This is a genomic window from Mycobacterium sp. DHQP2018-32-09 (assembly GCF_058148405.1).
The window spans coordinates 25,875-39,036 of the sequence record NZ_JBYVYK010000041.1 but is presented as its reverse complement, the minus strand read 5'-3'; the positions used below and the strand labels follow the sequence as shown (position 1 = coordinate 39,036).

The 13,162-nt window shown below is 70.0% G+C and carries 14 protein-coding genes and 4 tRNA genes; 12 read left to right on the top strand and 6 right to left on the bottom strand.

What is annotated here, in order from left to right; all coding sequences use genetic code 11:
• Positions 1-19: 19 nt before the first annotated feature.
• The 4 genes from AC30CM_RS19435 to AC30CM_RS19420 form a co-directional block, all read right to left on the bottom strand.
• Positions 20-1,858, bottom strand: coding sequence for an NAD(P)/FAD-dependent oxidoreductase (locus tag AC30CM_RS19435; RefSeq protein ID WP_490118541.1), 1,839 nt, complete (start codon positions 1,856-1,858; stop codon positions 20-22).
• Between the two features lie 168 nt (positions 1,859-2,026).
• A complete protein-coding gene (locus tag AC30CM_RS19430; RefSeq protein ID WP_490118540.1) occupies positions 2,027-3,496 on the bottom strand; it encodes an APC family permease in 1,470 nt (489 codons plus the stop codon).
• Complete coding sequence (locus AC30CM_RS19425) at positions 3,493-4,878, bottom strand: FAD-binding oxidoreductase (protein ID WP_490118539.1); 1,386 nt, start codon at positions 4,876-4,878, stop codon at positions 3,493-3,495. Before AC30CM_RS19425 ends, AC30CM_RS19430 begins: the two co-directional genes overlap by 4 nt.
• Before the next feature lie 552 nt (positions 4,879-5,430).
• Positions 5,431-5,505: transfer RNA gene (locus AC30CM_RS19420), tRNA-Val, on the bottom strand.
• A 289-nt stretch (positions 5,506-5,794) separates the two neighbouring features.
• Here AC30CM_RS19420 and AC30CM_RS19415 point away from each other — a divergent pair.
• The 6 genes from AC30CM_RS19415 to AC30CM_RS19390 all read left to right on the top strand — a co-directional run bounded on the left by AC30CM_RS19415 (position 5,795) and on the right by AC30CM_RS19390 (position 8,860).
• Positions 5,795-5,867, top strand: a tRNA-Gly gene (locus AC30CM_RS19415).
• A 27-nt stretch (positions 5,868-5,894) separates the two neighbouring features.
• A tRNA-Cys gene (locus tag AC30CM_RS19410) sits at positions 5,895-5,968 on the top strand.
• Positions 5,969-5,980: 12 nt separating this feature from the next.
• Positions 5,981-6,055: transfer RNA gene (locus AC30CM_RS19405), tRNA-Val, on the top strand.
• A 137-nt stretch (positions 6,056-6,192) separates the two neighbouring features.
• Complete coding sequence (locus tag AC30CM_RS19400; protein ID WP_490118538.1) at positions 6,193-6,492, top strand: DUF6317 family protein; 300 nt, start codon at positions 6,193-6,195, stop codon at positions 6,490-6,492.
• 28 nt (positions 6,493-6,520) lie between these two features.
• Entirely contained in the window at positions 6,521-8,323 is a 1,803-nt protein-coding gene (locus AC30CM_RS19395) for an alpha/beta hydrolase (RefSeq protein WP_490118537.1), read from the top strand.
• Positions 8,324-8,344: 21 nt separating this feature from the next.
• Positions 8,345-8,860: a hypothetical protein gene (locus AC30CM_RS19390; protein WP_490118536.1), complete on the top strand. Its 516-nt coding sequence runs from the start codon at positions 8,345-8,347 to the stop codon at positions 8,858-8,860.
• A gap of 12 nt (positions 8,861-8,872) precedes the next feature.
• Here the strand turns inward: AC30CM_RS19390 and AC30CM_RS19385 are convergent, their stop codons facing one another.
• Positions 8,873-9,097 (bottom strand): hypothetical protein, encoded by a 225-nt coding sequence (locus AC30CM_RS19385; protein ID WP_490118535.1) that lies wholly within the window; start codon positions 9,095-9,097, stop codon positions 8,873-8,875.
• A gap of 361 nt (positions 9,098-9,458) precedes the next feature.
• Between AC30CM_RS19385 and AC30CM_RS19380 the strand changes: the two genes are divergently transcribed.
• From AC30CM_RS19380 to AC30CM_RS19355, 6 genes are all read left to right on the top strand, one after another.
• Positions 9,459-9,683 carry a hypothetical protein gene (locus AC30CM_RS19380; protein ID WP_490118534.1) on the top strand — a complete coding sequence of 75 codons (225 nt, stop codon included), beginning with the start codon at positions 9,459-9,461 and terminating at the stop codon, positions 9,681-9,683.
• Positions 9,684-9,756: 73 nt separating this feature from the next.
• Entirely contained in the window at positions 9,757-9,957 is a 201-nt protein-coding gene (locus tag AC30CM_RS19375; protein WP_490118533.1) for a three-helix bundle dimerization domain-containing protein, read from the top strand.
• A 52-nt stretch (positions 9,958-10,009) separates the two neighbouring features.
• A complete protein-coding gene (locus AC30CM_RS19370) occupies positions 10,010-10,504 on the top strand; it encodes an SRPBCC family protein (RefSeq protein WP_490118532.1) in 495 nt (164 codons plus the stop codon).
• A 28-nt stretch (positions 10,505-10,532) separates the two neighbouring features.
• Entirely contained in the window at positions 10,533-10,958 is a 426-nt protein-coding gene (locus AC30CM_RS19365; RefSeq protein WP_490118531.1) for a PPOX class F420-dependent oxidoreductase, read from the top strand.
• 73 nt (positions 10,959-11,031) lie between these two features.
• The gene (locus AC30CM_RS19360) at positions 11,032-11,571 is read left to right on the top strand and encodes a hypothetical protein (RefSeq protein ID WP_490118530.1); all 540 of its coding nucleotides are present in this window, start codon (positions 11,032-11,034) and stop codon (positions 11,569-11,571) included.
• Position 11,572: 1 nt separating this feature from the next.
• Entirely contained in the window at positions 11,573-12,109 is a 537-nt protein-coding gene (locus AC30CM_RS19355) for a GNAT family N-acetyltransferase (protein ID WP_490118529.1), read from the top strand.
• Position 12,110: 1 nt separating this feature from the next.
• Here AC30CM_RS19355 and zapE read toward each other — a convergent pair whose 3' ends face one another.
• Positions 12,111-13,160 (bottom strand): cell division protein ZapE, encoded by a 1,050-nt coding sequence (gene zapE / locus AC30CM_RS19350; RefSeq protein WP_490118528.1) that lies wholly within the window; start codon positions 13,158-13,160, stop codon positions 12,111-12,113.
• Between the last annotated feature and the right edge of the window lie 2 nt (positions 13,161-13,162).

The following is a 13,162-nucleotide window of genomic DNA, read 5'->3' as shown; positions in this document are numbered from 1 at the left end:
GGTTTCCTCGAGCTGTCGGTCAACGAGCGGCCGCGCGGTCGAAGATCCACTCGGTGCTGAGCGGATTGACGACCTGGTCGTGTCGATGGATGGAACGCAGTTCCCGCAGCAGCGGGTCGGCCTGCCAGCGCTGGACGGCGAGCATCGCGGCGTCGTCGTCGAAGCGCTGCGCGTACGCCTCGACGACGGTCTCCACGACCTGTCCGGCGACGTGCCGCAGCAACCGTGCGTTGTCGACGAACTGCTCGGCGTAGGCGCTCGACGTGCCCATCATCGCCACGTGCAGCGTGTGCATGAAGTTCAGCGGTGCATACAGGTCCACGAAGCGCCCGAGTTCGGCGTCGGCGTGCTGGGCATCCGCTCCGCCGTCGCCGCGTTCGAGGGCGGCCCACTCGCGGAAGAACAGCTGCATCCGGTTGCTCAGCGCGATCATGCCGTCGAGGTGCGGCACGACCGCGGGATCGTCGGCGACGTTGGCGAAACCGTGGTTGGCGTAGAGGTACCCGACGAATCCCCAGTAGAACCCGATGTCCCAGATGACCTTCGCCGACATGACCGTCGGAGAGCCCATCAGCACGTACTGGTCGCGATAGATGTTGAGCCACATGTCGGTCAGCGACCGGAACAGCGAGTCGCTGACCGCGGCCCGCGCCACGACGTCCTCACCGTCGAGGTCACGCGCCACCATGTCGGCGATCAGCCCGTTGCCGATGGCCACCAGGTCCAGGCCCGAGGAGTACAGCGGGTCGAGGAAGACCCCGGCATCGCCGGTGAGACACCACCGTTGCCGACCGTCGTACACCTTGGTCGCGCTGTGACTGTAGTGCTTCATCACGCGGAAGTCCTTGATCAGATGCTCGTCGGCGTCCAGGACGGCGGCGCACTGGGGTTCGTGCTCGCGCAGCCACGCCCGGGCCTTCGCAGCGGTGTTGAAGGTGTCGAACGCGTGGTACCTCGGGTCGGCGACGATGCCGACGCTCGTCGCACCGGAGGCCAGACGGATCAGCCACACCCAGTAGCCCTCGCCCATCAGGTGATTCGTCGAGAACGCGCGGTCACCCTCGACCAGGCGCGCGCGCCACTGCGGGTCGTCGCTCCAACGCCCGACGTCGATCTCGGTGGCGATGCGCAACCAGACGGCGTTGCACTCGTGCCCGTTGGGCCGCTTGAGACCCAGCTCCCGCGGCAGCACGCGGTTGCGTCCCGACGCGTCGACCACCCAGCGCGCCGTCGTCTGCGTCACCCCGTCGTCGCCCTGCACGTGCACCACGTGCGGACCGTCATCGTCGGCGAGGTCGATCGCCGTGACCCGGCCGGTGACCACGTCGACGCCGGCCTGCCGACACCGCTGGTGCAACTCGTTCTCGAGCCTGCCGCGGTCGATCTGGTAGCTGGGCTGCGGTACGAACGTCGAACTGCCGAGTTCCGTGCGCTGGGCGATGTCGGTGTTGCCGTTGTGCGAGAAGAACATTCGCAGACCCATCTTGCGCAGCTGATGGTTCTGCAGATGGTCGCGCAAGCCCAGGCGGTCGCGCAGGTAGTGCGCGGAGATCTCGACGGTGGACTCGCCGACGGTGTGGGTGATCTCGGCGACGGGGTGCGGGTGCGGCTCGATCACCTGGATGCGGGTGGCCGGACGCACATCGCGCAGTTCCAGCGCCAGGGTCAGTGCCGACACGCCTCCACCGACGATGGTCAGGTCGTGGTCGGCCGCCGCGGCCCCGGGCGTTCCGGAGGGCTCGCCCGACGTGTCGCGCTGCGCCCCGTCGGGCGCCTCGGCCAGGCGGCCCTTGATGCGGCGCGCGAGGGCTTCGCGGACCGAAGGGTCCAGTCGTGACAGTTGGGTGCGCGCGTCCATCACGCATCCCTCCCCTCGTCGTAGAAGTGGCGGTGGCGCCTCGAAAGTAACACGCTGTGAGGCGTCTGCCTGCGCAGACGAAGGGTCGGCAGAGGGGGTCCGAAAGAATGACGAATTGCTTACGCTTGAACGGGTTTGCCAGGCTCGGACGGGGGTTTGCCCGGGGCGTCAGGCGGGCTGCACGAACGCGTCGGGATCGCCAGGCTCCTGCTCGAGCACCGCGCGATTGAACTTCCACATGTACAGGTAGTACGCCAACCCGGCCGCCAGCAGTCCGAGGACGATGAGCAGCGAGGCCACCGTGGCACTCGAGACCAGCACCGTGCCCAGGGCCGCGACCACCCACACCAGCGCCGCGATCGCGACCGGCCGGTCGAAGCGGCCGAGGTCGAACCCACTGCTGCGCACCATCGTGCGGCGCACCGCGAGGTACAGCGCGACGGTCATGGCGTAGAGCGCGATGCCGATGATCGTCGACGTGGCGATCAGCTGGATCAACGCCTCCCCCGGCAGCACGATCATCAGGATGATCCCGATGGCCAGTACCAGCAGCGTGGCCGGGATGGGCGTGTGCGTCCGCGGATCGACGCGCTCCATGATGCGAGCCGCTGGGAAGCGGCCGTCGCGGGCCATCGCGTAGATGTAGCGCGACGTCGAGGCGACCGCGACGAGCGCGGCCCCGTAGAAGGCCACCGCGATGACGGCCAGCAACGGCCGCTCCCACGTGGGTCCGAACTGTTCGCGCATCACCTCGGCGACCGGCGACGCACTCGCCGACACCGTGGGCACGTCCTTCACGGCGATGGTCAGCACGATCAGGAACACGAAGCCCAGCCCGGCCGACGCCAACACGGAGCCGATGATGGCCCGCGGCACGGTTCGGGTGGCGTCGGCGGCCTCCTCGGACATGTTCGCCGCGGTCTCGAAGCCGACGAGGGTGTTGAGGCCCATGAGCGTGGCCGCCATCAGCCCGCCCCCGAGGGCGAAGTAGTTGGGGTCGCCTGCGGCGAGGCCGCGCGACACCAGGTTCTGCGGTTGACCGTCGCCGGTGAGCATGATGACCGCGGCGAACGCGATGCCCAGGACGAACAGGATGGCCAACTCGACGGCCACCGACAGCGAGTTGACCCATCCGACGATGCGCGTGGCGGCGATGGCCAGCGCCGCCTGGCTCACCAGCAGTCCCACGGTGATGAGGCGGCCGGTCGTCTCGTCGGGCGCCATGCCGAACAGCGGCATCAGGCACTGGGTCGCCAGCGCGTCGTCGATCGCCACGGGCCCGGTGACCGCACCCAGGAAGGCCATCCAGCCGAAGGCCCAACCCACGCGCGGATTGGCCAATCGCGATGCCCACGAGTAGCTGCCGCCGGACAGCGGGATGCGGGCGGCGAACTGCGCGTACACCAGGGCCACCAGCAGCTGACCCACCCCGATCAGCGGGAACAACCAGATGCCCACGGGCCCAGCACTTCTCAGCATGTCGTCGTAGGTGGCGAAGATGCCCATGACCACCGACATGGACGCGAACGCCACGGCGAACATCTGGAAGCCGTTGAGCGACCGTTGCAGTTCGGGCTCGTAACCGCAGTCGCGGCAGATCTCGTCGGCGGTTTCGTCGCCGGCAGCGGCTCGTGTCATCGGGGTTGCCGACCTTCCCCGAGATCCGCGGCGATGCCCTGCTCGGCGTCGAAGACGCGGTCCGGGTCGTAACCCGCCTTGACGGCGCGCAGCCGCGGGACGCTCGCGCCCCAGTACGCCGTCTCCCAGTCGTCGAGATCGGCGTTGGGGACGTTGACGTAGGCGCCGTCGACGTAGGGCTGCAACGCCTCGGAGACCCGGCGCACCCAGTCCAGGCATGCCGCGGTCTGCTCGGCATCGGCGGGCGGGCCACCGCGCACCCCCCAGCCGGCGCCGGGTTCGGCGTAGAACAGCGCACGGCGGTGGGCGAAGGCCGATCCGCCGGGCGGCTCGCTGGTGGCCACCGCCCCGCCGAAGGCGTTGGTGAAGTAGTTGCACCCCGGTGGGGCGGTCGACAGGAAGTCGACCAGCAGGTCGATGGCCTCGGGTGGGAACGTCGCGGTGACGAACTGCGACGTGAACTTCCAGTTGGCCGGCTCCTCGTCGAGCGGGATCTGGAAGGCGCGAAACGTCTCGGCCCAGCCGGTGTCGGTGACGACGACGGCGGGCCGCCCGATGCCCAGCAGCGACGCGAGCGCCTCGCGCGCCTCGGCTTCCGAGCCGTCGATCATCAGGGCCGACAGCACCACCGCCTCGCCGGTGATCTCGAGCTGGCTGGTGAGCCGCTCGTCGGCACGCGGGGCGTAGCGCTGCCAGATCGCGAACACCGCGGCCAGGTCGGTGAGCCCGGTCCAGGTCGCGACGAGGTGCACCACGCGGGTGAGCGGGCGGATGCGATACGTCAGGGACGTGACGATGCCGAAGGTGCCGTTGCCCGCACCGCGCAGCGCCCAGAGCAGGTCGGGGTGCCGGTGCTCGTCGACCACCAGCACCTCGGCGCCGCCGCCGGCGGGCGCCACCACGATCTCGGCGGCCAGCAGGTGGTCCGACGCCATCCCGAACTGGCGGGTGAGCAAGCCGAAACCGCCGCCGAGCGTGGCGCCGACGAGCCCCACCGAGCCCTCGGTGCCGGTGGGCGCGGCGAATCCGGCCTCCCCCAGCGCCGTCACGGCCTCGAGCTGGTCGAGTCCGGCGCCCACGGTCGCGGTGTGGGCGTCGGCGTCGACCGCCACCGCCTTGAGCCGGCTGACGTCGACGACGATGCCGTCGTCGACGGCGTTCCATCCCTCCAGCGCGTGGCGGCCGCTGCGGGCGCGCAGTGGGACCCCGTGGATGCGCGCCCAGGCGACGGCGTTGACGACGTCTGCGGCGTCCTCCGCGAACACCACCACCGCGGGTCGGCGTGCGTGCAATCCGTTCCACCCGGCGCGGGCCTCGGGGTAGTCGGCGTCGCCCGGGCGCACCACGTGCCCGGTCAGCACGGCCGTGTCGGCCACGGTCATCAGCGAGACTCCATCCGTCGACGCCGTGACACCCCGGGCGCCACGTACGTTGCGGATTCAACATCATCCGACGCGTCGCGGTATCCGGGCCGACTACTGCACTTTCGGGCCGGCCGCGGGCCGGACTACTGAGGCGCGGTCCGATCATGGTCGTTCGACCCGCCGGCGCCGGGGTGGGCGTGGCATGTCATGTCGTGGCAGCCGGACCATTCGTGGCCATGCCCACCCCTTAGCGACAACGAGCGACAACGTCGACGTGGCGCCGCCTGGCGGCCCGGGGCGCAACTGGTTGAGCGACAACAGGTGTCGACTTCTGCGTGAGGGTCGTGAATGGGATGCGAGCGCAGCCCTGGCGCAGAACTCGGCGCACTTCGCGCGACGTCTGCGCCTTGGTCGTCGGCATGCGCCCACCGCGGCCCTGGCGCAGAACTCGGCGCCCATCGCGCGACGTCTGCAAGGGGGTCGTGTCGTGGCGTCTCGGGCAGCCCGGGTGCAGAACTCGACGCATCGCGAGCAGTGGAAGCGAGTGCCAAGGGACTCGCGAAGACGTGGTGGTGGTCCCGGCTGGTTTCGAACCAGCGACCTTCCGCGTGTGAGGCGGACGCTCTCCCACTGAGCTACGGGACCGGGAGATTCCTCCGGCCGTGGCCGGATGGCCGAGGAAGATTAACACGCCGTGCACGCAGACCAAGAATCCGGTGCTCGGCTCGATTCCGGCACCGTCGGGACCCGTCCGCGCCCGGCCACCGGCGCAGCCACGTCGCGGATCGACGGGACGACACCTGGCGTCCACCTCGACGCCGTCCGCGCGTGTCCCGCCGTGCACAAAACACCCCCTGGCTAGCGGATTTGTGCCCCGTCGCTCACGTCGACTAATGTTTCCCACCGCGACGGGCGACGATCTCGCCCGTGGCACGCGGATGTAGCGCAGTTGGTAGCGCATCACCTTGCCAAGGTGAGGGTCGCGGGTTCGAATCCCGTCATCCGCTCGAGGGATGCAGTGGCATCAACCCAGCGGTGGAGTGGCCGAGTGGTGAGGCAACGGCCTGCAAAGCCGTGCACACGGGTTCGATTCCCGTCTCCACCTCCAAGTAGCAACCCGGCGCGATTAGCTCAGCGGGAGAGCGCTTCCCTGACACGGAAGAGGTCACTGGTTCAATCCCAGTATCGCGCACCACGATTCACCGTTTCGATTCCCTGAGGTCATTCTTCGACCAGGACGTGCAGCCCACCGCGATCGAGCGCCCCGGCGGCTTGCGGCATTTCCGAAACTTGCCGCCATCGACCCACCATCACCGGGCTTACGATGGCCGCATGGGAGGACGACTCCAGGTCAACCCCGAGCACCTGCGGTCCGCCGCGACTGCTCAGACCGACGTCGGCAGGTACGTGACCGACATGCAGCCGGGGGCGCCGGTGACCAACGCCGGCGGCGACATGGCCGGCCTGCAGACCGAGGGTGCCTGCCAGTTCGTCGCCGCCGTCTTCGACTCCGCGGCCGGCGTCGTCGGCGCAGAACTCACCGATCACTCCGAGAAACTGACCACCGCGGCCACCCACTACGGCCAGGTGGACGACGACTTCGGCCGCCGACTGCGCGCCTTCGGTCAGTGACCCGGGCCCCGATGATCGGCGCGACGCGATGACCGTGACCATCCCCCAGGTCGAGGCCTCCCGCCCCGAAGGCCTCACCCAATCCGCCGCCGACGTCGCCACCAAGGCCGCCGCCCTCTCCGGCCAGATCGACAAACAGCGCGCCACCCTCGCGGGCCTGCGCTCCGGCTGGACCGGCACCGCCGCCGACGCCGCCATCGCCAAGGCCGAGCCCACCCTGCAGCGCATGCAACGCATCCACGAGGCGCTCACCTGCGCCCAGGCCGCGCTCCAGAGCGGCGGCGCCCAACTGACCCAGACGAAGTCCGAGGTCACCCAATCGGTGGGCCGGCTCACCAGCATGGGCTGGCAGGTGGCCCCAGACGGCACCGTCATGGTGCGCCCCGGCAGCCCCCTCGACCAGTGGGCCCGGCTCAGCCCCTTCAACGCCCTACGCGTGCAACAGCTCGCCGTCGCCAACTCCGTCACGGTCAAGACGCTGCTCGCGCACTTCGACACCGCCGACCGCCAGCTCAGCCAGAACCTCCGCACCGCCGTCAAGGGCCTCGACTTCGCGCCCGCCACCTTCGGAGCCGGCGGGATGCCCGAATCCCCCAAGCCGGACGACGGCTCCCAGATCCCCGTCGGCAAGGACCCCAAGGACGTCAACGCCTGGTGGAAGTCACTGAGCCAGCAGGAACGCGACCGGCTGCTCACGACCTGGCCCGACAAGCTCGGCAACCTCGACGGCATCCCCGTGGCCGACCGCAGCACCGCCAACAAGGCGATCATGCAACAAGACATCGACCGGCTGACAAAGGTCGCCGAGGCCCGCGGCGTCAGCGTCGACGAGGTCAGGGCCCACCCCTACCTCTACGGGGTGACCCCGCAGATGATCACCCGCCACGACAACGCGGTGAAGGTCAAGGAAGGGCTGCAGTCTGCCGGCGACAAGACCGGCGCCCCCACCTTCCTGCAGATCTACCATCCAGAAGACTTCAAGGGCGACGGCCGGGCGGCCATCGCCATCGGCGATCCCGACCACGCCGACAACACCGCCGTCGTGGTCCCCGGCACCGGCAACAGCGTCGGCTCCGGCTGGCTCGGCGCCACCGACGCCACCAACCTCTACACCGAGAGCGCGGCGGCCGACCCCTCCAAGAAGACCGCCGTCGTCGCCTGGATGGGCTACGACGCCCCCGACTCGCTGCTCGACCCCCGCGTGGGCACCACCGGCCTCGCCCAGCAGGGCGGCCAACTGCTCGCCGGAGACGTCAACGCGCTCAACGTGACCCACGAGGGCGGCGACGGTCACATGACCGTGCTCGGGCACTCCTACGGATCGACCACCGTCTCCGACGCCGCCGCGGGCTTCGGCATGAAGACCGACGACGTCGTGCTCGTCGGCTGCCCCGGCACCGACATGGCGCACAGCGCAGAGGACTTCAACCTCAACCCCGGCGGGCACCTCTACGTCGGCGCGGCCTCCACCGACCCCGTGACCCACCTCGGCAGCATCCCGCAGGCCCACATCCCCGGCACCGACATCACCGTCTCGCTCGGCGACGACCCCGCGCGCGAAGGCTACGGTTCCACCCGCTTCAAGGCCGAGGTCCCCGGCCTCACGACGCCCTGGGGCGACCACAGCGAGTACTACACCCGCGGCAACGAGTCCCTGTTCAGCATGTCCGACATCGTCTCCGGGCACGGCGACGCCCTGGAACACGACGGCATGACCGCGCCCCACCGCGGCAGCGGCATCATCGCCGACCTCGGCGACGTCTTCGGCGTGCCCTTCACCGACGACCCCGAACTGCGCCGCCCGGGCACGTCCGGGCACACCCACCAGTAGGACGGACGCGAGAATGCCATCATGACCACGCACACCGCCCGGATCACGGCAGCCGTCGCGCTACTGACGGCACTACTCACGGCATGCGGCGAGGGGAACACGATGAACAGCGACGGCGTCGATCACCCGATCACCCCCGAACAGTCCAAGGCCCAAGTGGTCGACGCCGCCAGGGACGTCGTCGGTACCCTTGGGCTGCAACCCATCCGGCCCGCGTTCTGGCATGCCTCCTGCAACGACCAGGGCGACCCGCCGTTCCGCGGGCAGATGCGGATCGGCTACCCCCAGGCCGCGACCCCCGACGCCTCCGCCGCCGAGATCGCCGACATGGTCGGGCGGTTGCGGAACGACGGTTGGACCACGGCCGACGACTTCCGCACCCACGGCACCGCGCTGCGGAAGAACGGCGTCGTGGCGGTCTTCAGCCCGCAGAACGCCAGCGTGCCCACCCGCAGCCTCGAGTTCTTCGGCGAGTGCGCCGACGTCACCACCACGAAGGACACCGCGGGCACCACGGAGATCGTGGACCTCGCCTGAGAGCGCCGCCGCTCAGGCGGACTGTGCGGGCGCCGCGTGTTCGCGGCCGAACGCATCGAACGCCCACGCGATGTGGTCGGCCGTGGCGTCCGGGTGTTCCTCGGCGATCACCGCCAGCGCCGCCCGCGTCGCCGGCCCCAGACGGCACGACGGAGACGGGATGCGCCCCTGCGCGAGGGCGTCATGAAGGCTCTCGTGGAAGAGAGCGCGTTCGGGATCGGGGGTCGGGGCCTGCACGGTTCGACGTTACGGAGGCGCGGCCCCGGACGCTCGCCGAGCGACCAGAATTAACCCGATCGTCAGCACATCGACACGTCGAGCCGCGTCGCTCGCCCGACCCATCCGTCACGGCCGCCGCCATGATCCCCCAAAGTGGTTGCACGACAGGTCCATCGAGCACCCAACCCCGCAGGCGCACCGCGACCCGTCGGGTTTCCATCAATGTATCACTTTCTGAAAGAGATAACCGTAACTTACACAAGCCGTCAATTTTCCGCCGACGCAAACATCCATCGTCCCTGTTCCATGCACACTAAGACCACTCGCACAGGTTTCGTACCCATGGTATAAAGATTTGCCAGGTGCCGACGGAAGGAGCATGACAGTGGTCTCGGGCAACGGCGTGACGCAGGAGAGCGACGGCCTCGACGAGGCCTGCGCGTGCGGCCACCTGCACCCCGAGCACTCCCTGTCGGGCCCGTGCCACGGCTGCACCTCCTGCGACCAGGGGCAGGGGCAGGACCACCCCTACGTCCGCTGTGAGTGTCCCCAATTCGTCCCCGCCGCAACGCTGCTCGACGATCGGCGTGACGTGGCCGTCTGAGCTGCGACCGTGCGACGAACGTCACGCGGCGCCCGATTGACCGGGCGATGAACGGAGTGCGACGCTCTCCCGCGTGACCGAGCCCAACGAGGACACGTTGATCGCCGACATCGTCGCCAGGCTCAGCGCCACCCACCCCACCATCCCCGCGTCCCACGTCGCCGACGTGGTGCGCACCGCCCACGCCGCCTTCGACGGTCGGCCGCTGCGCGACTTCGTGCCGCTGTTCGTGGAACGGCGCGCCACACGCCAACTGGCCACCGCCGGCACCTGACGCGCCGGGCGAACTCCCGCCGCCCCCGGGCCCCACCTGACACCATCGGGGCATGACCGATCGCATCGAAGTCCAACGTCCGATCGCCGCGCCGGCCGGGCGGGTGTTCGCCGTGCTGTGCGACCCGCAGGGGCACGTCGCCATCGACGCCACCGGGATGCTGCAGGACGCCGACGGCGACCCCGTCACCGCAGCCGGTGACGAGTTCGTGGTGCACATGGACCGCGAGGCGCTGAACGACTTCCCCCTCGGCAGGTACGACGTGACCGTGCGGATCACCGAGTTCGAGCAGGACCGGCTGATCGCCTGGACCATCTTCGGCCAGATCAAGCCGAACATCGGCCACGTCTACGGGTACCGCCTCGAGCCCGACCCCGACGACCCCGACGCCACGCTGGTGACCTCGTTCTACGACTGGAGCGGCATCGACCAGCACTGGCGTGACGCCGGCATCTTCCCCGTCATCTCCGAGACCGCGCTGCGCGGCACCCTCGGCATCCTGGATCGCACGACGCGCCGCGGCTACCCGCGGGGCGCGCAGGAATAGACCCGCACCCGAACGGCTTGCACGACTCGTGAACCTGCCAGACTCCGTCCGCGACCTCATCGGCGACGGCGCCGACGCCACCCTCGTCACCCTCAACCCCGACGGCAGCCCCCAGATCTCGGTGGTCTGGGTGGCCGTGCGCCCCGGACCCGACGGCGACGACGAGATCGTCAGCGCGCACCTCACCGAGTACCGCAAGACGCGCAACGTGCGCCGCGACCCCCGCGTGGCGCTGACCATCCTCGCCGCCGAGAAGCCAGGCGCCCAACGCGAATACGTGTCCCTGCAGGGCACCGCGCGCATCGTCGACGGCGGCGCGCCCGAACTGCTCACCGAACTGGCCGAGGCCATGCTCGGCTCCAGTGAGCACTTCCCGCCACCCAACTCCCCCGCCGGACTGCTGACCCGCATCACCGTCGACAAGATCGGCGGTCACGGCCCCTGGGCGTCCTGACCGTCGAACCCGTCGTCGCCGCCATCCCGGTGTGTCAAGATGCCAGGGGCGAACGACGGGAGCGGTGGGGCGGATGAGCAGTGGAATCGGCAAGAGCTGGATCGCCCTCGTGGCGACCGTGCTGGGCGTCCTCGGGGTCGTGACGGCCCCACCCGCCGCGGCCGACCTCAACCCCATCGGCAACCTGGGCGACACGCTGCGGGTCGAGTTCAAGGGCATCGTCGCCGACGTCACCGTGCACGACGTGCTGCCCACCGCGCCCCCGCCCGGCTACGTGCCCACCGGCTCCCCACGTTGGCGCGACCAAGGCGGCCCCTGGCGCGCCGCGGTCACGGTGCACACCATCTCCGCGCCCAACCCGTACGTGCAGTCCATCGCCTACGCCTTCAACGGCGTCACCCCCTACGGCGACGCCTACGCGCCCAAGAACACCGACGCCCCCGACGCACTGCAGTACTCCCTGCGCAACGCGCCTCCCGGCTCCACCGTCGACGGGGCCGTCTACTGGCAGGTGTACCGCGACCTCGTCACCAACGTCGTGCTGACCAACCCCCAGACCGGGGAACACCTGGCGCAGTGGAACATCTGGCAACCCGGCACGCCGCTGCCCTGACGTGACCATCGCCGTCTCCCGCGCCACCGCGGCCGACACCGCCGAACTCGCCGACGTCGCCGCCCGCACGTTCCCGCTGGCCTGCCCACCGACCAGCGCCGCCGCCGACATCGCGGACTTCGTCGCCACCCACCTGTCGCAGGCCCGCTTCGCCGAGTACGTCGCCGACCCGGACCGCACCGTGCTCGTCGGCCGCGTCGACGCCGCGATCGTGGGCTACGTGATGCTCGTCGGCGCCAGCCTCGACACCGCCGACGACGACGTCCGCCAGGCCGTCACCACCCGGCCCGCCACGGAACTGTCGAAGTGCTACGTGCTGCCCCAGGCACACGGCACCGGGGCCGCCGCCGCCCTCGTCACCGCCGCCCTCGAGGCCGCCGCCGCCCGGGGCGCCGCCGCGGTATGGCTGGGCGTCAACCAGGACAACGCCCGGGCGCAACGCTTCTACGGCAAGCACGGCTTCGCCGTCGCCGGCACCAAGACCTTCCCCCTCGGCGGAGCCGTGGAGAACGACTACGTCATGGTGTGCCCGCTGTAGCTCAACCGCGCTCGGCGGACAACGCCAGCAACCGCGACGTCGCACGCAGGTACTTCTTGCGGAACCCGCCCGCCAGCATCTCCTCGGAGAAGATCGTGTCCAGCTTGGCGCCCGAGGCCACCACGGGGATGCCCGCGTCGTACAGCCGGTCGGTCAGCGCCACCAACCGCAACGCCACGCTCTGATCGTCGATGGGGTGCACGCCCGTCACGAACACCTCCGTCACGCCCTCGATCAACGCCAGGTAGCGCGACGGGTGCATGGTCGCCAGGTGCGCGCACAGCCCGTCGAAGTCGTCGAGCGTCGCCCCCGCCACCCCCGCGGCGCGCGCCCGCACGTCGTCGTCCGTCGGCGGCTCCGGGGCAGGCGGCAGATCGCGGTGCCGGTAATCGGGCCCCTCGATGCGGACCGTCGTGAACATCTGCGCCAACGTGTTGATCTCCCGCAGGAAGTCCTGCGCGGCGAAGCGGCCCTCCCCCAACTGCTCGGGCAACGTGTTCGACGTCGCCGCCACCGACACGCCGCGCGCCACCAACGCCGACAGCAGCCGCGAGATCAACGTCGTGTTCCCGGGGTCGTCCAGCTCGAACTCGTCGATGCACACCACCACGTAGCCGGCCAGCAGCTCGATGCACTCCTGGAAGCCGAACACCCCTGCCAATTGCGTCAATTCACCGAACGTCGCGAACGCCGTCGGCCCGGCGTCGGCCGCGGACAACTGGTAGTACGTCGACGCCAACAGGTGGGTCTTGCCGACGCCGAACCCACCGTCGAGATACACCCCCACCCCCGACAGCACCTCGCGCTTGCCGAACAACTTCTTCTTGCCCGCCCGACGAGCCAGCGCCTGCTCACAGAACTCGCGGCACGACCGCACCGCCGCCGCCTGCGACGGCTCGCCCGGATCCGGGCGGTAGGTGTCGAACGACACGTCGGCGAACGTCGGCGGCGGCACCAGACCAGCGATCAGGCGTTCCGGAGTGACACTCGGATGCCGATCCGCCAGCCGCGCGGTGGTCGCCGATGGATCCGTTGCAGAAGCCCCGTGCATGC

Excerpts from the sequence above, each read along its gene's own strand:
- AC30CM_RS19435 (WP_490118541.1), bottom strand. The coding sequence starts at position 1,858 with ATGGACGCGCGCACCCAACTGTCACGACTGGACCCTTCGGTCCGCGAA.
- AC30CM_RS19430 (WP_490118540.1), bottom strand. The coding sequence starts at position 3,496 with ATGACACGAGCCGCTGCCGGCGACGAAACCGCCGACGAGATCTGCCGC.
- AC30CM_RS19425 (WP_490118539.1), bottom strand. The coding sequence starts at position 4,878 with ATGACCGTGGCCGACACGGCCGTGCTGACCGGGCACGTGGTGCGCCCG.
- AC30CM_RS19400 (WP_490118538.1), top strand. The coding sequence starts at position 6,193 with ATGGGAGGACGACTCCAGGTCAACCCCGAGCACCTGCGGTCCGCCGCG.
- AC30CM_RS19395 (WP_490118537.1), top strand. The coding sequence starts at position 6,521 with ATGACCGTGACCATCCCCCAGGTCGAGGCCTCCCGCCCCGAAGGCCTC.
- AC30CM_RS19390 (WP_490118536.1), top strand. The coding sequence starts at position 8,345 with ATGACCACGCACACCGCCCGGATCACGGCAGCCGTCGCGCTACTGACG.
- AC30CM_RS19380 (WP_490118534.1), top strand. The coding sequence starts at position 9,459 with ATGACAGTGGTCTCGGGCAACGGCGTGACGCAGGAGAGCGACGGCCTC.
- AC30CM_RS19370 (WP_490118532.1), top strand. The coding sequence starts at position 10,010 with ATGACCGATCGCATCGAAGTCCAACGTCCGATCGCCGCGCCGGCCGGG.
- AC30CM_RS19360 (WP_490118530.1), top strand. The coding sequence starts at position 11,032 with ATGAGCAGTGGAATCGGCAAGAGCTGGATCGCCCTCGTGGCGACCGTG.
- zapE (WP_490118528.1), bottom strand. The coding sequence starts at position 13,160 with ATGCACGGGGCTTCTGCAACGGATCCATCGGCGACCACCGCGCGGCTG.